A 22,933-nucleotide genomic window follows, 5' to 3' on the forward strand; every position below is an offset into this window, starting at 1 on the left:
GCCGGGGCTAGCTAGCCCACCAACCAGCCCTGCAGGAGCCACCAGATCCCGGCCATCACCACACCGCCGAACAAGGTGCCCGCCACTACCTGCGCCAGGGTATGTGCCCGCAGGACCACCCGGGACCACCCCACGGCCGGGACCAGCAGCACGAGCGGCAGCCATGCCGGTCCCAGCATCAGCACGGCGATGACCGTGGACGAGGAAATTGCCGCCGCGTGGCCGCTGATTTTCCAGAAGGGGCTCACTGCCGCCAGGACCACCACGCCGCCCACCACGGCCAGGACCATGGCGGTGACACTGGGCGGAGCCCTGGTTGCGGCCAGCACCAACAGCCCCACCCCAATGGAGACCAGGGTCAGGACCAGCACGGGGGCGCGTTGCTTGCGGTTGCTGATGTGGTGGTCGCTGACACGTCCCAGCCGGACCAGGATGAGCAGCAGGCCCAGCGGAAGCAGGCAGACAAACACGGCCGCCAGCGCCCCGTAGCCCAGTGTTCCAGGCAAGCCCGGGGTGGTCAGCGGGCTCAGCAGAAGCTGTGCACTGACCACCACCGGCGGCTGGAGGATTTCGGTGATCCAGCGGGCAGCCCTGTTTTTTGCCCTGATGATTCCGGCGGCCGGCACCGCAGCTTCAGTCAAGGAGCAGCGCCGGCTCCTCCAGAATGGCGGCTACGTCCGCCATGAACCGGGCGGACAGGTCGCCGTCCACAACGCGGTGGTCGAAGGAACCACCCAGCGTGGTGATCCACCGGGGGATGACCTCGCCGTCCAGGACCCAGGGCTTCTGCTTGATGGTGCCGAAGGCTACGATCGCCACTTCGCCCGGGTTGATGATGGGAGTCCCCGTGTCGATGCCGAGGGCGCCGATGTTGGTCACAGTCAGGGTGCCGCCCTGCATTTCTGCGGGTTGGGTCTTGCCGGCCCGGGCGGTGGTGGCAAGGTTGTTCAACGCCAGCGCCAGTTCCTTCAGGGAAAGGTCCTGGGCGTTTTTGATGTTGGGCACCATCAGCCCGCGCGGGGTGGCGGCGGCGATTCCCAGGTTCATGTAGTGCTTGATCTGGATTTCGGCGGTGTCTGCCGCGCCGTTGTCCACCCAGGTGGCGTTGACGCTGGGGTTCCTGGCGGCGGCCCAGATGACAGCCTTGGCAAGGATCAGGAGCGGAGAAACCCTGACGCCCTCGAAGTCCCTGGATGCCTTGAGCCGCTTGACGAACTCCATGGTCCGGCTGGCGTCCACATCCACGAAGATACTCACGTGCGGGGCCGAGAACGCCGACTCCACCATGGCCCGGGCCGTGGCCTTGCGGACACCCTTGACGGGGATGGTTTCCACACGCTGGTCCTGCGGCTTGCCGGCCTTGCCCCAGAAGCCGTCTGCCTTGTCCAGCTCGGCATCGCGCTGCGACTGGTAGCTCACCAGGTCCTCCCTGGTGACCTCACCACGCAGCCCGGTGGCCACAACGTCCGCGAGGTCAATACCGAGGTCGCGGGCGATCTTGCGAACCGGGGGCTTGGCGAGGACACGGTTGACCAGGCCGGTGATGGTGCCACCAAGGGTGGGCCTGGTGTCCTCGGCTCCGGCGGGGGCGGCAGGCACCGCCACCGGGCCGGCCGCGGGCACGCTGGCCGGCGCCGGCGCAGTGGCGGGCGCGGGCGTGGCAGCGGGGCGTGCGGCCTGCGCAGGCGCCGCCGCTGTCTTGCGGGGGCGGCGCTTCACGGCGTCGGCCTTGGGGCCCGAACCCACCAGCGGACCGCCGGCCGGCCGCGCTCCCGGTGTTCCGGCGTCGTCCGCTGCTGCCGCGTCATCGCCGGCATCCGCGGGCAAGGTGCCGTACATCAATTGGGCAGGAGCCTCGGGCGCACGGACATCGGCGGGGGTGGGGTCGCCTGCAACGTCATCGCTCACACTGATGATGGCGGTGCCAACATCGATGGTGACGCCTTCGGGCACCAGCAGTTCCCTGACGGTCCCGGCGAACGGGGACGGCAGCTCCACGATCGACTTGGCGGTTTCGATCTCGCAGATGACGTCGTTGACGGCCACGGTGTCGCCGGGCTTAACCTTCCAGGCGACGATTTCCGCCTCCGTGAGCCCCTCGCCGACGTCGGGCAGGTTGAACTTGTTTAAAGTCATGGTGTCCTCAGTAGGAGAGGGCGCGGTCCAGCGCCTCCAGGATGCGGTCGATGTCCGGCAGGTAGTCTTCCTCCACCTTGGCCACCGGGTAAGGCATGTGGAAGCCGCCCACCCTGATGACCGGGGCTTCCAGCGAATGGAAGGCCCGTTCACTGATGCGGGCCGCGATTTCGCCGCCGATCCCGCCGAAGGTAGGTGCCTCGTGGGCCACAATGAGCCGGCCGGTCTTTTTGACCGATGCGGTGACAGTGTCGAAGTCGATCGGGGAGATGGAGCGGAGGTCGATCACTTCGACGCTGTGGCCGTCCTCTGCCGCCGCGTTGGCAGCTGCGAGTGCCACCGGGACCAGCGGGCCATACACCACCACCGTGGCGTCCGTACCCTCACGGAGGACATGTGCCTTGAACGGATCAGCGGAGGCGCCGGGAGACGTTGTGTCCACCTCACCCTTGAGCCAATAGCGGCGCTTCGGTTCGAAGACAATCACCGGGTCCTGGCAGTCCACTGCCTGCTGGATCATCCAGTAGGCGTCGTGCGGGTTGGACGGGGTGATGATCCGCAGGCCGGCCGTGTGGGCAAACAACGCTTCCGGCGACTCTGAATGGTGCTCGATGGAGCCGATGCCACCGCCGTAGGGGATGCGGATCACCACGGGGACCGTTAGGTTCCCGTTGCTGCGCGAGTGCATCTTGGCCAGCTGCGTGGTGATCTGGTTGAAGCCGGGGAACACAAAGCCGTCAAACTGGATTTCGCAGACGGGCCGGTACCCGCTCAAGGCCAGCCCGATGGCGGTGCCGATGATGCCGGATTCCGCCAGGGGTGTGTCCACCACCCGGTCCGGGCCGAACTCGCCGATCAGGCCGTCAGTGACCCGGTAGACACCGCCCAGGGGTCCGATGTCCTCGCCCATCAGCAGAGATTTGGGGTTCGCACCCAAAGTGGCGCGGAGGCCTTCGTTGATGGCCTTGGCGATGGTCATGGTGGTCATCAGTGGCCTGCCTTTGCTGCTGCCGGGCTGCCGGATTCGTCCGGGCCCGCGAACCCTGCACTGTATTCCTCGAACCAGGCCAGCTCCTCGGCCACCAGCGGGTGCGCCTCGACATAGGTGTTGGCGAAGGCGGTTCGGATGTCCGGCGTTTCCAGGTCGTGGGTGGTGCGCCGGACGTAGGCGGCGAGGTCGTCGCCGTCGGCCTTGACCTTGGCGAAGAAGTCGTCGTCCGCCATGCCCTCGGCGCGCAGGTGGATTTCCAGGCGGGCCAGGGGATCCTTGGCGCGCCAGGCGTCTTCCTCCGACGACGGCCGGTACTTTGTGGGGTCATCGGCGGTGGTGTGGGCGCCAACACGGTAGGTGAACGCTTCGATCAGGACGGGTCCGTGGCCCTGGCGGGCGTGTTCGAGCGCCCATTCCGTCACGGCGTGCACGGCGATGACATCGTTCCCGTCCACCCGGATGCCCGGGAATCCGTAGCCCTTGGCGCGGTTTGAGAGCGGCACCCGGGTCTGGACGTTGCTGGGCACGGAGATGGCCCAGTGGTTGTTCTGGCAGAAGAACACCACGGGGGCGTTGTACGAGGAGGCGAAGACCATCGATTCGTGCACATCGCCCTCGGAGCTGGCGCCGTCCCCGAAGTAGGCCATCACAGCCGCCTTGGGCAGCGCGGCCGCGTTCCCGGCGGCTGCCGCAAGCTTCTGGTCCCGCTGGATGCCCATGGCGTACCCCACGGCGTGCGGGGTCTGCGCCGCCAGGACCAGGGTGTAGAGGTGGAAGTTGGTGTCCTTGGGGTTCCAGCCGCCATTGGAGACGCCGCGGAACTGGCGCAGGAGCTCAGCCAGATCAACGTTACGGGTCAGTGCCACACCGTGTTCACGGTAGGTGGGGAAGATGTAATCCTGGGGCTGGCTGGCCCGGCCCGAGCCGATCTGCGCAGCTTCCTGGCCGGTGAGCGGCACCCACAGGGCCAGCTGGCCCTGCCGCTGCAGGGCGGTGGCCTCGACATCAAAGCGCCGGATGGCCGCCATGTCGGCGTACAGGCCGCGGAGCACGTCCGGCGTCAGTTTTGCCGCGTACTTGCTGAACACCGGGTCCGACCCGAGCGTTCCGTCGGGGCCCAGCAGCTGGACCATGTGCGCGGGGGGTGCACCCAGCACGGCTTCCGCATCAGCTTCGCGCTGATCGTCAACAGCTGTTCCGTCGAACTCGGTGGAAGGCAGATGTGTGCCCATACCGTCTCCTTGCTTGCCGCATCCAGGTTGGATGCAATGTCGCTGGGATATATGCCTTCACAGGAATACATTCCCGGTACGGCATATACATTGGCTTACTGATCCTAACTTTATCTTCAGTAGGTAGCGCCGCGGCCACTTGTTAAGCGCTAGGAACCCCGGGGCGCCTTTGTATAGTCCGCACAGAGCTGCAGGAAGCGGGTGTTGGCCTCGGCTTCACCGATGCTCACCCGGACACCCTCATCCGGAAACAACCGGACCGACAGTGCCCTTGCCGCCGCTTCCGCGGCGAAACCGGCACTGTCGGATCCCAAGGCCAGCCAGACGAAGTTGCCCTGGGCTTCCGGGACAGCCCAGTCCAGGTGCCGCAGCCCCGCAACCACACGGTCGCGTTCGTCCACCAGGGTTTGTACCCTTCCTACAACTTCGGGGAAATTCTGCAGTGAAACGACGGCTGCCTTTTCGGCGATCTGCGACACCGCAAACGGCGTGGCAGCCGCCCGGAGGTACTGCGTGATGCCGGGATTACTGACGCTGTAGCCCACCCTGAGTCCGGCCAATCCATGGGCCTTCGAGAAGGTCCGCAGCACCACTACATTGGGATAGCCGCGGTAGAGGTCGATGCCGTCCACGGCCCCGTCCGACCGCACGAACTCCTGGTAGGCCTCATCGATGACCACCACCACGTCCGCAGGCACGGCACGGATGAATGACTCGGTTTCGGCTGCCTGGAGCGCCGGTCCTGTGGGGTTGTTGGGCGTGCAGAGCAGAATGACGCGGGTCCGGGCAGAAACGGCGGCCGCCATGGCCACGAGGTCGTGCCGGCCGTCCGGGGTGACAGGGATGCGGACGCTTTCAGCACCGGCCAAACCAACACTGATGGGATAGGCCTCGAAGGAACGCCAGGCGTAGATCACTTCATCCGGCTTGCCGTCTTCGTTCCGGCCGGCAAAGGCGGCCAGGATCTGGTTCAGCGCTCCGAGGCTGCCTGCCCCGGTCACGATGTCGTCCGATGGGACGTCCAGGAAATCCGCGAGCTCCGAGCGCAGCCGGCTGCTCAGCGGATCAGGGTAACGGTTGACGTCCGATTGCTCCGCGATGGCCGCCAGGACGGCGGGCAACGGCGGCAACGGGTTCTCGTTCGACGAGAGTTTGTAGCTGTCCAGTCCTTCGACAACGGCCGGCGGTTTGCCGGAGGCGTAGCGGGGCAACCCGGCCACCACCGGACGCGGCGGGATTGCGCCGCCCAGGGACTCTGCTGAGGTCATGCCCTCCAGCCTACTTCTCCCACAGCCCCGGCCTGGGGCAATTGCTGCCCGGTCCAGCCCGTTTCCGTGCGGTGTGGAACCATGGAGGGCATGGGTTCCTTTCTCCTGCGGGTCATCGTCAACGCTGCGGCAATCTGGGTGGCCGGCTGGGTCCTTCCCGGCCTGGAGATCTCCAGCGGCGCGGCATCGGACGTCGTGGCAAAAACCGGCGTCACTGAAAACACCGACACCATTGGCATTGTCCTTGCCTATCTGTTCATCGGCGCCATCTTCGGGGTGGTCAACGCCTTTGTCCGGCCCTTGGTCCGCGTCCTGGCGCTCCCAATCACCATCCTGACCCTTGGCCTGTTCACCGTGGTGATCAACGCCGGCATGCTTTTCCTGACAGCCTGGATCAGCAGTTACACCCCGGTGCATTTCACCATTGACTCGTTTTTCTGGACGGCAGTCCTGGCAGCCATCATCATCTCGCTGGTCTCCCTTGTGGCGGGCATCCTGCCGGGCCTCAACCGGCGGTAAGATCCGGCCAGGTCCTTTCCTCACCTCCCACCCAGGCCACGCTCCCTGCTCCGCGGTTCCGTGGCCGGCGCCCTCCGCGGCAGCTCCCGGGACCGGGTGAGCTGGAACCTCGTAGCGGTGGCACTGCCGCCAGCTCCCATCAGAACACCCAGCGCCGCAGTGGTGGACACCAGGGAAGGGTCGGAGCTGGCGGCGACCAGCCGCGCGCCGTTTTCGTAGCCGCTGAGGCTGTGGCCGGCACCCAGCCCGCCCTCCCCCGGGCCGGCAACGGGCGGGCTGCCAAGGGTTACGGTGACACGGTCCCGTGTGTCCGGGTTGGGGGTGCCGTCCGCGCCCGGCACCCAGTCTGCCCGGTGTTCCAGATGCAGGGACCCAACACCCGGCGGAGCGTTGATTCCCGCCACCGGAGACCCTGCCGTCAGCACGTAGCCGACGTTGTACTCGTGGCGGATCCGTGGGTCCGCCACGAGGTTCATGGCGTGGATGCCGCCCTGGCTGTAGCCCACGGCCACCACCGACGCGCCCGGTTCAGCGCCCGCCGCCCTGAGCGCCGACAGGATGGCGGCGTCGATTTCCGCCGAGCCGTAGAACATTCCTTCGGCTATGCCGGCCTCGTCGAACGGGTTCTCCCCTCCCATCCGGCTGCCGGCGGCCTGGGTGCCCGGAACCACCACCACGTACGTCCTGGCCGGACCGGCGCCCACGGCCAGGATCTCAATGAACCCGGCGCCCCGGGCGTCGATGAGCCGGACACGTTCCAGCAGCCCGGCCGGTGAGCTGTCCAGGGCCACGGACAGCGTTTCCTCCTGCCGGAGCTGCAGCGGCCTGGGCCGAAGGAAACCCATCAGCAGGTCCCGGAGCTGCGGTGCCCGGGCGATCCGGCGTCGGGTGTCTGCGGATTCCAGCCCCAGGGTGGACACCAGCCCTTCCACGGAGCTCCGGTCCGGTACTCCGGTGCCGGCCATGGTGGCCATCGAACCCCGAATGTCCGCAACGCCTGCGAACCCCAGGAACCGGACGGCGTCCGCCCGCCATTCCGCCAGTTCATACTCGCGCCGGCAGTCGCGGATGCGGGTACTGAGCTGCTGCATCTCCTGCCGGACAAGTCGGAGGCTCCACTGGCTGTTCCGCACCGCAGCGATATGCGGCGCCGCCGACCACGGCGCCGCACCGGCGATCATACCCAGTTGCTCACCGATCCTGCCCACCTCCGTTTCCGCTGCCAGGAGGTCAGCTGCGAGGGAATCCAGCTTCTCCGCACCACCCGTCAGCTCCTCGAGCTGAACGGCTATCCCGCCGGCGCCGCCGCGGATGGTCAGGTACCCGTCCCGGGCAGGGCCGGACAGGCCGATCCCGCCGCCCTCCGCCTGCGGGTAGCCGGACACATTGCCGGCGGCAAGCCTGCGCGCGGACATCACGGCCAGCCCGGGAACGCCTGGCCGGGGAGGCTTCCGCCGGCCAAAGTGGAGCTTCCGGACAACGGGACTTCCGGAACGAAGCGTGACACTGCCGCGCGGGCCTCCGCCAACCGTTCCAGGGACTGCGCCAGGGCGGCCGCCTGGACCGACACCGCCTCCCGGTACGCCTGTCCCGCCGGGGACTGCCACTCAAGCAGCTGGATATCCCGGCACCCGGCAAGGACCTGCTCAACACGCACCGAACAGCCCGCCAGCCGGGACATCAGGTGCCCTACTGCCTCCTGCGCGCCGTCTCCGGACCATGGGTCCATCGCCGCATCCGTGACCATTTTGTCCCTCCCTGCTCCGTACCCCACCTGCCTTGTGCGGCCTCGTACTGCCTGCTTTTTGACCCCTGCCTTGTGCCGCCGCCGCACTCTCTTTGCCGACAGGCACCACGCTACGAACGGCCGGCGCGCGGGCCAAGAACCGTTGCGGCCTATGTGGACAAGGTGCGAAGCCAGCAGCCACCCCTGACCGGGCAACCGCCCCTGCACGGGTAACAAGGAAGGCCGGCTTAAGCGCCGCACCAGGTTCGTGAAAGAATCAGCACATGCCTGAAACTGCCGCCACAGCTGACACCCGTACGCCCTCCGGACGACTCGCCCTCGCCGCGTCCCCGGAGCAGATCGCCCTGGGCCCGCTGGACGGCCGCTACCAGTCCGCCGTCGCGCCCCTCGTGGACTACCTGTCCGAGGCGGCCCTGAACCGTGACCGTGTAGCCGTTGAAGTCGAATGGCTCATCCACCTGACCAGCAACAACGTTCTTCCCGGCGCGGGTCCGCTGACGGCGGACCAGCAGGCAAAGCTCCGCGCCATCGTGACGGAGTTCAATGCCGCGTCAGTGGTTGAACTCGCCGAAATCGAGGCTGTCACGGTGCACGACGTCAAGGCCGTGGAGTACTACATCGGCCGCCGGCTGGACGGGATCGGCATCACCAACCTGACCGCCATGGTCCACTTCGGCTGCACGTCCGAGGACATCAACAACCTTTCGTACGCCCTGGGTGTCAAGGGCGCGGTGGAGGACGTGTGGCTCCCGGCCGCGCGCACGCTCGTGGCGCAGATCAGCCGGATGGCCGAGGAAAACCGGGCGGTCCCCATGCTGTCCCGCACCCACGGCCAGCCCGCCACCCCCACCACGCTGGGCAAGGAACTGGCCGTCATTGCGCACCGCCTCACCCGCCAGCTGGACCGCATTTCCAGCACTGAGTACCTGGGCAAGATCAACGGTGCCACCGGCACCTACGCGGCCCACGTCGCTTCCGTTCCGGGCGCCGACTGGCAGCAGGTGGCCAGGTCCTTCGTGGAAGGCCTGGGCCTGGCCTGGAACCCGCTCACCACCCAGATCGAAAGCCACGACTGGCAGGCTGAACTGTACGCCGACGTCGCACGCTTCAACCGCATCCTGCACAACGTCTGCACGGACATCTGGAGCTACATTTCCATCGGCTACTTCGCGCAGGTTCCCGTGGCAGGCGCCACCGGGTCCTCCACAATGCCGCACAAGGTCAACCCCATCCGCTTCGAAAACGCCGAGGCCAACCTGGAAATTTCCTCCGGGCTGCTGGACGTCCTGGGCTCCACCCTGGTCACGTCCCGCTGGCAGCGCGACCTGACCGACTCCTCCAGCCAGCGCAACATCGGTGTGGCCTTCGGCCACTCGCTGCTTGCCATCTCCAACGTGGCCAAAGGCCTGGAGCGCCTTGACGTGGCCGAGGACGTCCTTGCCGGCGATCTCGACACCAACTGGGAAGTGCTGGGCGAGGCCATCCAGATGGTGATGCGCGCAGAGGCGATCGCCGGCGTCGAGGGCATGGAGAACCCCTACGAGCGGCTGAAGGACCTCACCCGCGGACAGCGTGTGGACGGCGCCCGCATGCAGGAGTTCGTCCAGGGCCTTGGCCTGTCCGCTGACGCCGAAGCCCGCCTGCTGGCCCTTACGCCGGGCAAGTACACGGGTATCGCCGACCAGCTGGTAGACCACCTCAAGTAGGCTCCAGCGCCGGGGCAGTTGCCCGACGGCGGGACCGGACCTTTCGAAGGTCCGGTCCCGTTTTGCGTCCCAGTGCCAGACTGGAACCATGAAGCTGCTGCTGATCCGTCATGGCCAGACGCCCGGAAACGTCTTGGGCCAGCTGGACACCGCCCACCCCGGCCCCGGCCTTACCGAACTGGGCCAGCGCCAGGCCGAAGCCATGGCCCGGTCCCTGGCCAACGAGCCCATCGGGGCCCTGTATGCGTCCACCCTGGTGCGGACACAGCTGACGGCAGCACCCTTGGGCCACCGCCAGGGCCTGGATGTGACGGTGCTTGATGGCCTGCACGAGATCGAGGCCGGTGCCCTGGAGAAGCTGACCGACCACGAGTCCCACCTCCGCTACATCGGGACCGTGATTTCCTGGATCGCCGGGGACCTGGACCGCCGGATGCCTGCAGGCCCTGACGGCCACGCGTTTTTTGGGCGCTTTGATGCCGCAGTGGCGCATGTGGTGGACCTGGCGGAGCAGGCGGGCCACGGCACGGTGGCGATCGTCAGCCACGGCGCGGCCATCCGCACCTGGGCGGGCCGTCGGGTGTCGGGCGCCGGCCCCGACTTCGCCAACCGGCACGTCCTGGAAAACACCGGGATTGTGGCGGTGGAGGGCGGACCAGCGGACGGCTGGACGCTGGTCCATTGGGATGGCAGCCCCGTGGGCGGCCTGGCCCTGGCGGATCCCACTGCGGAGGATCCTACGGGCACCACCCTGGCCGGCGGCTAGGGAACAGGGCGGCCAAGCCGCGCCGCAGCGTCCGCGGCTTCCGCAGCCGTGGGCCGTGCGGCGCTGTCCATGGCGGTCAAAGACCTGAGGAATGCGCCCCATTCCGGGCCCAGGACGGCAGGGACCTCCGGGTCCCGGAGGGTCCTGGCAACGAGCGATTCGATGGCCGTACCGGGGAAGGCCTTGGTGCCGGTGAGGACTTCGAGCAGGACCAGCCCCATGGAATAGACATCCCAGGACGGCCGGGTGTTGGCCCCGGCGGCCTGTTCAGGACTCATGTAGTGGACCGTCCCGGACGAGATGCCGAGCTCCGCAGCGGAGCCCGCCGCCGCTGCGATGCCGAAGTCGATGATCCGGACCGGGCTCCGGCGCAGGCCACTCAGCATCAGGTTGGCAGGCTTGATGTCCCGGTGGACCAGGCCGCCCGCGTGCAGGTGGGCCAGGGCGCCGAACAGGTCCGCCGACCAACGGGCCACCTCGGCCGGGTGGTGGCCGCCGGCCTGCGCCGCCGCGGCCAGGCTGCTTCCATGGGCCAGCTCCTGCACCAGGAAGGGCCGCCCATGGTGGGGGCCGCCGCTGATGGTGCCTGCTGTAATAAAGCTGATGATGGCCGGGTGCTGCAGCGAGGCCAGGACGGCAGCCTCGTGCAGCAGGCGGTCCGGTTGCCCTTCGGGGCGGTGAAACCCGATCTTCACGGCCACATCCGGACCGCCCGCGGAGTCAACGGCCCGGTACACCTCAGCTGCCGCACCGCGGCCAAGCCGCTCGCGGAGGCCCAGGGTGGCGGGCAGGCCAGTTGATCGGCTGCCGGAGCTGCGGGGCTCTGCCGGCTGCAGCGGGACACGGGGCAGGGTTCTGCCAGGCCGGGCAGCCAGGGCGTAGGCAGGCAGGGCGGAGGCGCGCCGGCGGGCAGCCGGCACGGTGGTGCTCACGCGGACAGGGCGGTGGTGCGCCGGCGGGACGGGCCCGCAGACAACGTTTCCGGAGTGGCGGCGTCTCCGCCAGGCAGCCGGGCATCCAGCTGGAACCCGCAGCTGCAGCGCCACACCGGGGGAAGGTGGACCGGGCCGCCGCCTGCAGGTCCAAAGGTGTAGTCCGCCGCTGTGGAGCGGGGCGTAAACAGGACCATGGCCGTACCGCAATGGACCGCTTCGCTGCCCGTCACCCCGCGGGGGCTCCAGGACCCGGTGATGTGACGGGGCGCAGGACGGCCGTTGTGCTGCATAACTTCCGGAAAGGCGACCAAGGTTTTCACAACTCCATCGGGAGGGATCCAGCATCTTGATCGTAAGCATACATATTACTAGCCAAACTAGCTAGTCGCTTCGGGGCCCTCCAGGGCTTCGGTCATCCGCTGCAGGAAGTCCACCACGATCCGGGCCTGGTCTGCGGTGAGGGTTTCCGCCACCGACATCATCCTGCGGTGCATGGCGCCGAGCGTATGCCGCACCTCCTGATCGGATTCACCCGTGGGAATGACAATGATGGAGCGTCGGTCCGAGGGGTGCGCCTCCCTGCGGACGTGCCCGCTGGCCACCAGGCGGTCGATCAGCGTTGTGGTGGACGCGCTGGTGATGCCCAGGAACAGGCTCAGGTCTTTGGGTACTGAGGATTTTCCCGCCGCCTGGGACCGGAGGAGGTACCGCAGGGCCAGGATGTCCGTCTCGCCCATTCCCATGGAGTCACGGGTGGATTTGCGGACACTCGTTTCGGCTGTGCGGTAGTCCCGCAGTGACTTCAGCACGGCAGCGCTGCTGTCCAGTTGCCCGTCGGGTCCGTACCAGTAGCCGGAGCCCTCATTACCCGCAGAAGCCATGCGAACATCTTAGTCCACCTGCTAACTAGGCAATCGAACAACAGGGACTTCGCGTTATCCGTCCGCTTACCCCCGTGAAACACCGGCGTAACCGCGCACTCGTAGCCTTGGTTTGCATAACCCTTCGGCGAATCGAGGCAGACATGCAGACCAACCCACGGCTGAACATCAGGCAGGTGGCCTGGTCCAACCCTGTGGGTGCCGATCTGCGCCGGGCCCAGCAGGCGGAACTTGATGCCCGCTTCGGGACACCGGATCACGAACCCGGCCAGCCGCCGTCGGGCGCTGACTGTGCCGTTTTCCTGGTGGCCTACGACAAGGGTTCCGGGCAGCCCGTGGGCTGCGGCGGGCTGCGGATACTGGACGCGCTGACGGCCGAAATCAAACGGCTGTACGTCCTGCCGTACACGCGGGGCTCCGGAGTGGCCAGCTCAATCCTCGCCGCCCTTGAGGCGGAGGCGTTCAGGCAGGGCATCACGCGGATCAAAGCGGAAGCCGGATCGGCCCAGCCGGATGGACGGAACTTCTACGAGAACAGCGGCTTCGAACCGGTCCCGAACTTCGGCGCCTACGCGGGCGTGGAGCACTCCTACTGCTACGCCAAGTCCATCAACGCCCGGAGCGCGGCGCACACCGCCATGGCCTGAGGCGGCGGCCAACGTCATAATGGGGGCCGCGCGGCGTCGTCAGCTACCCTCGCCGTATGGACCCCGCAGACATCACCTTCCGGACCCGCAAGTGGGTCCGGCCCGAAGACCTCAACGCCAACGGCACCCTGTTCGGTGGGAGCCTGCTCAAATGGATTGACGAGGAGGCGGCCATTTACGCCATCCTGCAACTGGGCAACGGCCGGGCGGTCACCAAGTACATTTCCGAGATCAACTTCGTCAGCTCTGCGGTCCAGGGCGACCTGATCGAAATGGGCCTGACGGCCACGCGCTTCGGCCGCACGTCACTGACCATGCGCGCGGAGGTCCGGAACATGATCACGCGGCACAGCATCCTCACCATCGAGGAAATCGTTTTTGTGAACCTCAGCCCCGCCGGCCGGCCCGAGCCGCACGGCTACACTGAAATCACGTATGACCGGGACAGGATCCCCAACCACCACCTTACGGACACGCTCAGCCAGGACTGACGACGGCGGCCTGCCGCCTTCCATGGTGGGGGCGCCGGGGGCACTGATGGGCGCCGCTGGCCGGCAGCCGCAGCCCCAGCCGTACCTGCTGAAAGGATCCTCTTTGTCCAAGCTTTACTTCCGCTATGGCGCCATGAACTCCGGGAAGTCCACCGGGCTGCTCCAGGCGGCGTTCAACTATGAGGAACGCGGCCAGCGTGTCCTCCTGGCCAAGCCGGACGTCGATACCAAGGGTGACACGGACATCGTGTCCCGGCTGGGGATGACCCGGTCCGTGGACTTCCTGATCACCCCCGGGGCGGACGTCCGCGCACTCTTCACGGCCCACGCTGCCGGCGACGATCCCGATGCCCTGCTCGAACACGTCGACCAGAAGCCTGTCGCGTGCCTGCTGGTGGACGAAGCGCAGTTCCTGAGCCCGGAACAGGTGGATGACCTGTTCCGGATTGCCATCCTGGACAGTGTTCCCGTGCTGGCCTACGGTATCCGGACGGATTTCCTTACCCACGCGTTTCCCGGGTCGCGGCGGCTCCTTGAAGTGGCCCACACGCTGGAGGAGCTCAAAACCATCTGCCGCTGTGGGCGGAAGGCTATTTTCAACACCCGGCGCGTGGGCAACGCGGTGGTGTTCGACGGCGACCAGGTAGCCATCGACGGCAAGGACGTCTGGTACGAGTCGCTCTGCGGCGCCTGCTACCTCGAGGTGTCCGGCGGCCGGCTGGGTTCCTGACCTCCGCCAGCAACCCCGGTTGCTATGTGGCCGACGGCCAGCCGGTGTAGGCCTCGGCCAGGTAGGCCAAGCCGTGCCGGGACGACACCACGGAGTTCAGCTCGCCAAGCTGGCGGGCCCGGGAGAAGTCGTCGGCATCCGCCGGGGTGTGCAGCATGGTGGTCATCCAGTAGGAGAACTGCTGCGCCTTCCACACCCGCTCCAGGGCCCGGTCACCATAGGAATCCAGGAGCAACCCCGAGCGGGAGTTGTAGTGGCTGTCCAGGCCTTCAAAAAGGACCTTGACGTCATGGATAGCAAGGTTCAGGCCCTTGGCGCCGGTGGGCGGGACCGTATGGGCGGCGTCGCCCACCAGGAACAGGTTCCCGTAGCGCATCGGAGCCTGGACGAAACTGCGGAAGGGCAGGACCATTTTGTCGATGACCGGGCCTTCGTTCAGCTCGAAGCCGTTGCCGTTGACCCGGTTGCGGAACTCGGCCCAGATCCTGTCGTCGTCCCAGTCCTGGACGTTCTCCTTGGGATCGCATTGGAAGTACATCCGCTGCACGGTTTCGGTGCGCTGGCTGATCAGGGCGAAGCCGTTGGCGGAATTGGCATAGATCAGTTCGTCGGAGCTGCGCGGCGCTTCGGCCAGGATGCCGAACCAGGCGAAGGGGTATTCGTGGAAGTAGCGGGTCCTGGCGGATTCCGGCACCAGGGATCGGCATTGGCTCCGCGAGCCGTCGGCGCCCACCACAAAGTCGGCCCGGAGTTCGTACTCCACGCCTTCCGCATCGGTGAAGTGGACCACCGGCTTGCCCTCGGGGTTGTGGACGGAGGTGTCCGTGACGCTGTAGCGGACGTCGCCGCCGTCGGCTTTCCGCCGTGCGGCCAGGTCAAGGAAGACGTCGGTCTGCGGGTACAGCCACACGGCCTCCCCCACGAGGTCGTTGAAATCGACGCGGTGGCTTTCGCCATTGAACCGCAGCTCAATGCCATCGTGCCGGTCGCCCTCGCGCAGCACGCGGTCCGAAACCCCGCTGTCCACCAGCAGGTTCACCGTCCCGTGTTCCAGGATTCCGGCCCGGACGGTCTCGGAGATGTCCTGGTGGCTGCGGACTTCGATGACGGTGGACTCAATACCGGTCTTCGCCAGCAGGTGCGAAAGCATCAGTCCGGCGGGACCGGCGCCCATGATGGCCACCTGGGTGGTGATGATCGTGCGTGCTGCCATGGCTGTCTCGCTTCGCTGCGGGGCCCTTTGCCGGGGCCGGATGGGGGGCGTCTGGCTATCAGTGTGCCGCCGGAGGCGTGACTGCGGTAACAAGTATTCCGTTCAACGGAATCAGGGTTCATCCCTTCCCAGCCGCCGGGCAATCCCCCTCGCGGCCGTCTGCAGCGCGGGAACCAGCGCTTGCAGCCGCATTTCCTGCAGCGGAACCACGATGCCGAGCGCGGCCACTGCGCGTTTTTTGCCGTCAATCACGGGAACGGCGATGCCCCACGTGTCCGGATCGACCACGCCGGCGAGCTGCGCATAGCCCTGGTGGGCTGTTTCGCTGAGCAGCCCACGCATGGCGTCGACGGTCGCTTTCCCAGCGGGGTCCTCGAATTGGGCCAGGTAGTCGGCCTGCAGAGCCATGTCCTGGTGCGCCATCAGGGCAAGCCCGGCTGACGAGACGTGCACTGGCATCCTGCCGGCCACCTTGGCCCGGTTGACCACGGATCCGCGGCGGGACAGCCGTTCCACAAAGAGCGCCTCCCAGCCGTCCAGGACCGCGAGGTTGACGTTCTGGTTCAGGACCTGCTGGATGTCCTCCATAAACGGCATGGCGGCCTGCCGGAGCGCCAGGGTGGGCGAATTCCGGTTCACCAACTCCCACAGGCGCAGTCCCAGCCGGACCGTGCCGCCGGCACCGGTTTCAAGCAGTCCGTGGGCCGCCAGCTGCCGGACCAGCCGGTGGGCGGTGGTGAGCGGAAGCCCAGCGCGGACGGCCAGGTCAGAGAGCTGGAGGCTGCTGGCACCCTCGGGGAAGGCGGCGATCACCCGCACCACCCGATCCACCACCGAATCCCCCGAGACTGAATTGGCCATGCCCATCGCTTCCATTGAATGGTAGAACTTGTTCCAGATTACACTCCCCGGTGATACAAATCTCACTAAGGGTTTGCACCGCCGCGCCCGCGGCCGTGCGCCGCCACACTCCATTCACGATGTACCGAGGTTTGTAATGCCAATGACGCCAGCGCAACACCGATCGAAGTGGCCCGTCTGGCTGTGCTGGCTGGCGATGGTCCTGGACGGCTTTGACTTGGTGGTCCTGGGCACCGTCATCCCAACGCTGATCAAGACCCAGGACCTGGGGTTCGACGCCGTCGGGGCCACCTATGCCGCGACGATCTCGCTGGTGGGCGTGGGCATCGGGGCGCTCTTTATTGCACCGCTCTCTGACCGGTTTGGCCGGCGGCGGCTCCTGGTGGCCTGCGTGCTGTGGTTCTCCATTTTCACCATTGCTGTGGTGTTCGCCCCGAACGTGGCCGTCTTCGGCATTTTCCGCCTGCTGGCTGGCCTGGGCCTGGGCGCCTGCCTGCCCGCGGCCCTGGCGTACATGAATGACTACGCACCGGCTGGCACGGCCGGCAAGTCCACCACACGCACCATGACCGGCTACCACGTGGGTGCCGTGGCCACAGCGTTCCTGGCCATCCTGGTGGTGCCGGACTGGCGGATCATGTTTGTGGTGGGTGGCCTCGCCGGTTTCGCTCTGGTGCCTTTCCTCTGGTTCAAGCTTCCGGAGACACTGCCTGCAGTCACCGTCGACGTCGGAGCCGGCGCTTCCGGCACCACCGGGAAAGCCGTGGAGGAACCGGCACCCACCGCACCCGCAGCGCGCGCCAGCTTCCGGGACCTGGCCCGCAAGCCCTACCCGCTGGTGGCCCTGGCCATCGCTGTCGCGTCCTTTATGGGACTCCTGCTGGTGTACGGCCTGAACACCTGGCTGCCGCAGCTGATGGCCGCCGCAGGCTACACCGTCAGCACCGGCCTGGTGCTGCTCCTGGTCCTGAACGTGGGGGCCGTGGTCGGCCTGGTGGTGGCGGGCATCCTCGCCGACAAGCACGGCACCAAAAAGATCGTCCTGCTGTGGTTCGGGTTGTCCGCCGTGCTGCTGGCCATCCTCAGCGTCAAGATCCAGAGCGAGCTGCTGCTCAACGCCGCAGTGTTCGTCACGGGTGTCTTTGTGTTCAGCTCGCAGGTGCTCGTCTACGCCTGGGTCAGCCAGCTCTTCCCCGCCCGGCTGCGCGCAACTGCCCTGGGCTTCGCGGCCGGCGTGGGCCGGTTCGGCGCCATCATGGGCCCGGCCGTCACCGGAACACTGGTTGCGGCGGGGATCGCGTATCCGTGGGGCTTCTATGTCTTCGCGGCTGCCGCCGTCATCGCGGTGGTGGCGCTGGTGACCGTTCCGCACGCCATCGCACCGGCACCCGGCCGGGAACCCGTCGTCGGGCAGTCCCCAAACCAGCCGTAACCGGGCGCATCCGCCGGGGCACAAGTCCCGGCAGTCCTGGGCCTAGGCCTGGCGCAGCCGCCGCCACAGTGTGGGTGCCAGCACCACCGCAATGCCCACGGCCGCACCGATGATGGTTTCCACGATGCGGTCCCGGAGCAGGGTGGCCGGTGAGGCCGGGACCACCAGCAGGGTGGAGATCAGCGCCAGCGGAGTCACGAACAGCTGGGCCAGGAGGTACTGGCGGAGGATGAACATCTCCGCCCCGAACTGGCACAGCGCCATGACCAGGATCGTCTGCCATGGTTGCAGGTCCAGCAGTACAATCCCGGCCAGGAGCACCAGCCCCAGCCCGGTGCCGACAATACGCTGCACACCACGGCTGACGCGGTGCCGGGTGGTGTGCCCCACCAACGGGACCACGGCGGCCACCATGGCCCAGTAATTGTGGCCGAAGCCCAGCTGCGCCCCCACCCAGGTGGCCAGTGTCCCGGCCAGGCCGGCAGCCACCAGGTACCCCAGCCCTTCAAGCCAGGCAGCCCGTTTCTCCTCGGCGGTGCGGCGAAGGGGCCTGGGGCGGACCCACTGCGCGCGGTGGCCGGGCAGCGCGCGGGCCGAGAACCCGATCAGCAGGCAAAAGGCGGTGGTGAGGACGGCTACCAGCAGCCCCTGCCACAGCGGGGGCTGGTTGGGGATGGAGGCGATGGCCGCGAAGGCGAAGATGTGGAACAGCGACCCGGCCGGACGCAGCCGCTGCCAGGAGATGGCCACCGAGCAGGCTCCGGCAACCAGGGTGGTGGCCAGGACCAGGAGCCAGGTGGTGGTGGCCGCATCGAGGTTCCAGGCCGCGCCCATCCGCGCCGCGAGGGAGGCCAGGAGGATGACCACCAGCATCAGCCCGCCGGCCCGGAGCTGGAGGAAGAAACGGGTTCCGTGGGGTTCGCCGCGGCCGTAGATGCCGGTGAAGGCGCCGAACGAAGCGAAAATGGCCAGGTCCAGCCTGCCCAGGAGGACCAAAGTGAAGAGCGGAACGAAGACGCCTACCGCGCACCGGATGGCCGGGTGGTGGTCCTTGTTGCCGGGCGCGAGGCTGAACATTTCAGCGAGCATCTTCACGGGGAACAGCGCCTTTCCTGTGGGGCCGGGGGTGGTTTTTATGGGGGGCGGCCGCGCTGACGTTCCCTCAGCATCCTACGCCCGCACCCCCGGCCGGCGCCCGGCAAGGCTAACCTGCCGCCAGCATGCGGTGCAGGCTTCGCATGATCGGAACCGCCGGGCAACACCGCCGAAACAGCCCCCGGCAATCCTTGGACCATGGACATCCACGCTCGTCTTTCCCCTGCAGCTGCGCTCAGCTGCGAAGTCTGCGGCCTGATGCCCGAGCCGCCCAAGGCCCGCCTCACCCTCGCCAACGTGGCCATGATGCTTCCCATTGAACTGCTGGTCCATGCCCTGGTGGTGGGCACCCACCTGCCGTACCTGGCCAAGGTGCTGGTCCTGACCGTCACCGCCACAGTCCTGGTGATCTGGGTGGCGGAACCCTCCGCATCCCGGGTCCTGCGCAGCTGGCTGCACGCACCCGCACTTCGGCACCGGCGGCGGCTGGCCGCGGCACCAGCCCTGTGGCGGGCGCGGACCATGCTCCGGGATGAGCCTGGGGCCCTGCAGCGGGTCACCGCGGCATTGGCAGGACTGGATGCGAACATCCTCAGCATCCACGTCCATCCGGTGCCGTCCGGGGTCCTGGACGAGTTTGTCCTGTCTGCCCCCGGGGACATCGGCGAGCGCCAGCTGGTGGCGGCGCTGCAGGAGGCCGGCGGAATCAGTTCCCAGGCCTGGCCCACCACGTCCCTGGCGATGGCGGACGGGCAGACCCGCGCGCTGAGCCTCGCGGCCCGGATCGCCGGCGCCCCGGAAGAGCTGCCACTGGCGGTGGCGGAGCTGCTCCGGGCGCGGATCCTCACCCCTGCGGAAGCGCACCAGGGAACACCCGACGCCGGGACGCATCTGAAGATTCCCACCGCCTGGCACGGCCCCATTACGTTCGCCCGGCCCGGCGAACCCTTCACGCCCGCCGAATCGGCCCGGGCGCACCGCCTGGCTGAACTTGCCGAGACGGTGGCGCACCGGAACACCGCCTGCGTTCCCCCGCCCAACTAGGTAGCAGCAAGTGTCGTTATGACGCCCCAAAACGACATCTTCTGCTACCTGGTTGGGGCGCGTGAGCCTACATCCGGATGGTCAGGGCACCCGGGTCCACTGTCATCAGGACGTGCTTGCCCTCGCCCTCGTGGTCGCCGTCCAGCTGGTAGTCCTCGTCGCTTTCCAGCAAAATTTCCACCGATTTGCCCTGGAAGTACTCCACTGCGGTGTCCTTGGTTTTTCCCTTGCCGATGATGCCGGCCAGGACGGAGAGCCAGCCGAGCTTGCCGTGGTGGGGCGCCAGGACCGCAATGTCCAGCAGCCCGTCGTCCACCTTGGCGTCAGGGAAGATCTCCAGGTTGCCCTGGACCTTGCCGCAGTTGCCCACCATGACGCTGCGGACCCCGCGCTGGGACACGGTCTTGCCGTCGATAACCACGCTGGCCTTGACCGGCTTGCCGGGGAGGTTGCGGATGCCGGCGTCCACATAGGCCAGCCAGCCCACCTTGTCCTTGAGGTCGGAATTGGTGTCCGCCATGATCGTGGCGTCGTAGCCCACTCCGGCCATGACCAGGAAGACCTGTTCCTTGTTGTCCCGCCGGGCCCTGACCACGTCGATTTTCCGTTCGGTGCCGGCCAGCGCACCTGCCATGGCGCCGTCGAAATCGGTCACGTCCATGCCCAGGTTCCGGGCCAGCAGGTTGCCCGTGCCCATTGGCAGCAGGCCCATGGGGGTATCCCCGCCGGCCAGGACCTCGGCGACGCACCGGACGGTCCCGTCGCCACCGGCGGCGATGACAATGTCCGCGCCCTTGGCGAGCGCTTCCTTGGCCTGGCCCACGCCGGGGTCCTCCTTGGTGGTCTCCAGCCAGATGGGCTCGCCCCAGCCGTTTTCCGCACAGTGTTTTGCCACCAGGGCGTTGACGTCGAAGTCCACCGGCTTTGAGGGGTTGACGATGATGGCGGCGCGCCTGGGGGAGGTGGTGCTGGATTCAGTCATGGTGTCCTCTGGGAGCGAAGGGAAGGGTGCTGCTGAAAGAACAGTAGCGCGGCCGGCCGGCTACAGCGCCTTTACCGCCCCCAGCACCTTGGCCAGGGATTCCTTGGCGTCGCCGAACAGCAGCGAGGTTTGCGGCTCGTAGAGCAGCTCGTTTTCGATCCCTGCGAAGCCCGGCCGCATGGAGCGCTTGAGGAACACCACCTGTCGGGCCGCCGCCACCTCCAGGATGGGCATGCCGTAGATCGGCGACCCAGGGGAGGTCCTGGCTGCCGGGTTCACCACATCGTTGGCACCCACCACCAGGGCGACGTCGGCGGTTTTGAACTCTCCGTTGATTTCGCCCATCTCCTTGAGCGATTCATAGGGGACATTGGCCTCGGCCAGCAGGACGTTCATATGCCCGGGCATCCGGCCGGCCACGGGGTGGATCGCGAATTCCACGGTGATGCCCCTGGCCTCCAGCGCCTGCGCCAGTTCCGCGGCGGTGTGCTGGCCCTGCGCCACGGCGAGGCCGTACCCCGGCACGATGATCACGTGCTGTGCGTACCCCAGCAGCACCGCCACGTCCTCTGGGCTGGAGGACCTGACCGGACGTTCGCTCACAACGGTGGATCCCGCCGTCGAGCCTCCCCGGAAGGCGCCGAACAGGATGCCCGCCACGCTGCGGCCCATCGCCGCGGCCATGGCACGGGTCAGGATGGTGCCCGACGCGCCCACCAGCGTGCCAGCCACCACCAGGAGCACGTTGCCGAGCACCACACCGGACGCGGCGACGGCGAGGCCGGTGAACGCGTTCAGCAGGGAGATGACAATGGGCACGTCCGCGCCGCCCACGGGCAGCACCAGCAGGGTGCCCGCAGCCAGCCCGAGGACCAGCAGCGCTACCGCCAAGGCCGTTGATCCGGTGGCCATCACGACGGCGGCAGCAGCCACGGCGGCCACCAGCACCGCCGCCATCAGCACGGGCAGGCCCGGGAACAGGATGGGCCGGGTGGTGATCAGTTCCTGCAGCTTGGCGAACGTGACGGCGGACCCGGCGAAGGACACCGCTCCCACCAGGAGCGTAAACACGATGGCCAGCCACAGCCAGGGGTCCGGGGCGTGGTCCAGCTCCAGGAAGGCCACCAGCGCGGCAGCACCGCCGCCCACCCCGTTGAACAGCGCCACCAGCTGCGGCATCTGGGTCATCTTCACCCGCCGGGCCACGGGCGCCGCCACGAGGGAACCCACCGCGATGGCGGCCAGGATCCAGGGGATGTTGGCCAGCCGGACGGACAGGAAAACGGTCACGACGGCGATCACGGCACCCAGCGCACCGATCAGGTTGCCGCGACGGGCCGACCTGGGCGAACTCAGGCCGCGGAGGGCAAGGATGAAGCACACCGAGGCGGCGAGGTACAGCAGGGAGGTCCACGCCGGAGACAGGAGGATCACGGCTGCTCCCCCTTCCGGCCGGCCCGGGCAGGACCTTTCCGGCCGAACATGTGCAGCATCCGGTCGGTGACCACAAAACCGCCCACCAGGTTGGCGGTGGCCAGGACCACGGCCAGCAGGGCCAGTGCCAGGAGCCAGGGCTCGGCGGCCTGGCCTGCCACGATGATGGCGCCAACCAGGATGATCCCGTGGATGGCGTTGGCGCCGGACATCAGGGGCGTGTGCAGGGTGCTGGAGACCTTGGAGACCACCTCAAAGCCGACAAACACGGCAAGGACCGTAACAGTCAGCAGGCTCATTCCGTCCATCACCGCTCCCCTTCCTGTCCGTTGCCGGTTTCCTGCCGGGCCGTACCCAGCAGGTCCGCCGTGGGCTGGTGCCGCACGGCGCCGCCCGAGGTCAGGCACGCCCCCGCCACCACCTCGTCGCCGAAATCAGGGGCCAAGGCACCGTCCCGGACCAGCAGGGCCACCAGGTTGGCGACGTTTTTGGCATAGAGGCGGGAAGAGTCTGCCGCCATGGCCGACGCCGGGTCCTTGAGGCCCACCAGCTGCACGTGGCCGGACCCGTCAGCGGTGGGGACTGCGGTGTCCTGCCCCGCCACCACCCCTTCGACGTTTCCGCCGGATTCGGCAGCCAGGTCCACCACCACGGAACCCGGCCGCATGCCCTGGACCATGTCCAGGGTCACCAGCAGCGGTGCGCGCCTGCCGGGGACGGCCGCCGTCGTGATCAGGACATCCGCATCCGCCACGTGGGGTGCCAGCAGCTGCCGCTGCCGGGTGCCGGCGTCGGAACTGAGCTGGCGGGCGTACCCGCCGGC

24 protein-coding genes and 1 pseudogene are annotated in these 22,933 nt (G+C 67.6%); 8 read left to right on the plus strand and 17 right to left on the minus strand.

Annotation, left to right across the window (positions count from 1 at the left end):
* Positions 1-11: 11 nt before the first annotated feature.
* The 5 genes from ACU18_RS00770 to ACU18_RS00790 all read right to left on the minus strand — a co-directional run bounded on the left by ACU18_RS00770 (position 12) and on the right by ACU18_RS00790 (position 5,627).
* Entirely contained in the window at positions 12-641 is a 630-nt protein-coding gene (locus ACU18_RS00770; RefSeq protein WP_231685972.1) for a phosphatase PAP2 family protein, read from the minus strand.
* Positions 634-2,136, minus strand: coding sequence for a dihydrolipoamide acetyltransferase family protein (locus ACU18_RS00775; protein WP_050683613.1), 1,503 nt, complete (start codon positions 2,134-2,136; stop codon positions 634-636). The genes ACU18_RS00770 and ACU18_RS00775 overlap by 8 nt, the downstream gene beginning before the upstream one ends.
* 7 nt (positions 2,137-2,143) lie before the next feature.
* Positions 2,144-3,124, minus strand: a complete 981-nt coding sequence (locus ACU18_RS00780) for an alpha-ketoacid dehydrogenase subunit beta (RefSeq protein WP_050683614.1) — start codon at positions 3,122-3,124, stop codon at positions 2,144-2,146.
* Positions 3,124-4,359 (minus strand): thiamine pyrophosphate-dependent dehydrogenase E1 component subunit alpha, encoded by a 1,236-nt coding sequence (locus ACU18_RS00785; protein ID WP_050683615.1) that lies wholly within the window; start codon positions 4,357-4,359, stop codon positions 3,124-3,126. The genes ACU18_RS00780 and ACU18_RS00785 overlap by 1 nt, the downstream gene beginning before the upstream one ends.
* 149 nt (positions 4,360-4,508) lie before the next feature.
* Positions 4,509-5,627, minus strand: a complete 1,119-nt coding sequence (locus ACU18_RS00790) for a histidinol-phosphate transaminase (protein ID WP_082178099.1) — start codon at positions 5,625-5,627, stop codon at positions 4,509-4,511.
* Between the two features lie 90 nt (positions 5,628-5,717).
* Between ACU18_RS00790 and ACU18_RS00795 the strand changes: the two genes are divergently transcribed.
* The gene (locus ACU18_RS00795; protein WP_050683640.1) at positions 5,718-6,146 is read left to right on the plus strand and encodes a phage holin family protein; all 429 of its coding nucleotides are present in this window, start codon (positions 5,718-5,720) and stop codon (positions 6,144-6,146) included.
* 20 nt (positions 6,147-6,166) lie between these two features.
* On the opposite strand, the gene ACU18_RS00800 is transcribed toward ACU18_RS00795, so the two are convergent.
* Positions 6,167-7,561: a hypothetical protein gene (locus ACU18_RS00800; protein ID WP_050683616.1), complete on the minus strand. Its 1,395-nt coding sequence runs from the start codon at positions 7,559-7,561 to the stop codon at positions 6,167-6,169.
* Complete coding sequence (locus ACU18_RS00805; RefSeq protein ID WP_157407497.1) at positions 7,561-7,893, minus strand: hypothetical protein; 333 nt, start codon at positions 7,891-7,893, stop codon at positions 7,561-7,563. Before ACU18_RS00805 ends, ACU18_RS00800 begins: the two co-directional genes overlap by 1 nt.
* Positions 7,894-8,156: 263 nt before the next feature.
* Here ACU18_RS00805 and purB point away from each other — a divergent pair, with 263 nt between their 5' ends.
* Positions 8,157-9,599 (plus strand): adenylosuccinate lyase, encoded by a 1,443-nt coding sequence (purB, locus tag ACU18_RS00810; protein ID WP_050683617.1) that lies wholly within the window; start codon positions 8,157-8,159, stop codon positions 9,597-9,599.
* Between the two features lie 88 nt (positions 9,600-9,687).
* Positions 9,688-10,365 carry a histidine phosphatase family protein gene (locus ACU18_RS00815; protein ID WP_050683618.1) on the plus strand — a complete coding sequence of 226 codons (678 nt, stop codon included), beginning with the start codon at positions 9,688-9,690 and terminating at the stop codon, positions 10,363-10,365.
* Here the strand turns inward: ACU18_RS00815 and ACU18_RS00820 are convergent.
* The 3 genes from ACU18_RS00820 to ACU18_RS00830 are packed head-to-tail and all read right to left on the minus strand — an operon-like array spanning position 10,362 to position 12,181.
* Entirely contained in the window at positions 10,362-11,297 is a 936-nt protein-coding gene (locus ACU18_RS00820; protein WP_231685973.1) for a serine/threonine-protein kinase, read from the minus strand. The two genes, ACU18_RS00815 and ACU18_RS00820, sit on opposite strands and share 4 nt — an antisense overlap.
* On the minus strand, positions 11,294-11,620 hold the full coding sequence (locus ACU18_RS19135; RefSeq protein WP_050683619.1) for a hypothetical protein: 327 nt from the start codon (positions 11,618-11,620) through the stop codon (positions 11,294-11,296). The genes ACU18_RS00820 and ACU18_RS19135 overlap by 4 nt, the downstream gene beginning before the upstream one ends.
* Positions 11,621-11,677: 57 nt before the next feature.
* Positions 11,678-12,181, minus strand: a complete 504-nt coding sequence (locus ACU18_RS00830; protein ID WP_050683620.1) for a MarR family winged helix-turn-helix transcriptional regulator — start codon at positions 12,179-12,181, stop codon at positions 11,678-11,680.
* A gap of 143 nt (positions 12,182-12,324) precedes the next feature.
* Between ACU18_RS00830 and ACU18_RS00835 the strand changes: the two genes are divergently transcribed.
* The 3 genes from ACU18_RS00835 (at position 12,325) to ACU18_RS00845 (ending at position 14,049) form a co-directional block, all read left to right on the plus strand.
* Entirely contained in the window at positions 12,325-12,828 is a 504-nt protein-coding gene (locus ACU18_RS00835) for a GNAT family N-acetyltransferase (RefSeq protein WP_050683621.1), read from the plus strand.
* Positions 12,829-12,884: 56 nt separating this feature from the next.
* Positions 12,885-13,319 carry an acyl-CoA thioesterase gene (locus ACU18_RS00840; RefSeq protein ID WP_082178100.1) on the plus strand — a complete coding sequence of 145 codons (435 nt, stop codon included), beginning with the start codon at positions 12,885-12,887 and terminating at the stop codon, positions 13,317-13,319.
* 103 nt (positions 13,320-13,422) lie between these two features.
* Positions 13,423-14,049 (plus strand): thymidine kinase, encoded by a 627-nt coding sequence (locus ACU18_RS00845; protein ID WP_050683643.1) that lies wholly within the window; start codon positions 13,423-13,425, stop codon positions 14,047-14,049.
* A gap of 22 nt (positions 14,050-14,071) precedes the next feature.
* On the opposite strand, the gene ACU18_RS00850 is transcribed toward ACU18_RS00845, so the two are convergent.
* Positions 14,072-15,262: a 4-hydroxybenzoate 3-monooxygenase gene (locus ACU18_RS00850; RefSeq protein ID WP_050683622.1), complete on the minus strand. Its 1,191-nt coding sequence runs from the start codon at positions 15,260-15,262 to the stop codon at positions 14,072-14,074.
* Positions 15,263-15,373: 111 nt separating this feature from the next.
* A complete protein-coding gene (locus ACU18_RS00855) occupies positions 15,374-16,123 on the minus strand; it encodes an IclR family transcriptional regulator (protein WP_050683644.1) in 750 nt (249 codons plus the stop codon).
* A gap of 142 nt (positions 16,124-16,265) precedes the next feature.
* On the opposite strand from ACU18_RS00855, the gene ACU18_RS00860 reads away from it, so the two are divergent.
* The gene (locus tag ACU18_RS00860; RefSeq protein WP_231685974.1) at positions 16,266-17,555 is read left to right on the plus strand and encodes an MFS transporter; all 1,290 of its coding nucleotides are present in this window, start codon (positions 16,266-16,268) and stop codon (positions 17,553-17,555) included.
* Between the two features lie 42 nt (positions 17,556-17,597).
* Here ACU18_RS00860 and ACU18_RS00865 read toward each other — a convergent pair whose 3' ends face one another.
* Positions 17,598-18,650, minus strand: a complete 1,053-nt coding sequence (locus tag ACU18_RS00865; RefSeq protein WP_050683624.1) for an FUSC family protein — start codon at positions 18,648-18,650, stop codon at positions 17,598-17,600.
* A gap of 198 nt (positions 18,651-18,848) precedes the next feature.
* On the opposite strand from ACU18_RS00865, the gene ACU18_RS00870 reads away from it, so the two are divergent.
* Positions 18,849-19,694 (plus strand): ACT domain-containing protein, encoded by an 846-nt coding sequence (locus ACU18_RS00870; protein WP_050683625.1) that lies wholly within the window; start codon positions 18,849-18,851, stop codon positions 19,692-19,694.
* A 67-nt stretch (positions 19,695-19,761) separates the two neighbouring features.
* On the opposite strand, the gene ACU18_RS00875 is transcribed toward ACU18_RS00870, so the two are convergent.
* From ACU18_RS00875 to ACU18_RS00890, 4 genes and pseudogenes are all read right to left on the minus strand, one after another.
* A complete protein-coding gene (locus tag ACU18_RS00875) occupies positions 19,762-20,676 on the minus strand; it encodes a diacylglycerol/lipid kinase family protein (RefSeq protein WP_050683626.1) in 915 nt (304 codons plus the stop codon).
* A gap of 60 nt (positions 20,677-20,736) precedes the next feature.
* Positions 20,737-22,110 carry an NAD(P)(+) transhydrogenase (Re/Si-specific) subunit beta gene (locus tag ACU18_RS00880; protein ID WP_050683627.1) on the minus strand — a complete coding sequence of 458 codons (1,374 nt, stop codon included), beginning with the start codon at positions 22,108-22,110 and terminating at the stop codon, positions 20,737-20,739.
* Positions 22,107-22,418 (minus strand): NAD(P) transhydrogenase subunit alpha, encoded by a 312-nt coding sequence (locus ACU18_RS00885; RefSeq protein WP_050683628.1) that lies wholly within the window; start codon positions 22,416-22,418, stop codon positions 22,107-22,109. Before ACU18_RS00885 ends, ACU18_RS00880 begins: the two co-directional genes overlap by 4 nt.
* Positions 22,418-22,933 (minus strand): annotated as a pseudogene (locus tag ACU18_RS00890) (NAD(P)(+) transhydrogenase (Re/Si-specific) subunit alpha); the annotation flags it as partial. The gene ACU18_RS00885 and the pseudogene ACU18_RS00890, both read right to left, overlap by 1 nt.

It is taken from the genome of Arthrobacter sp. ZBG10, from assembly GCF_001238605.1.
In the GTDB taxonomy this organism is placed as follows: domain Bacteria; phylum Actinomycetota; class Actinomycetes; order Actinomycetales; family Micrococcaceae; genus Arthrobacter.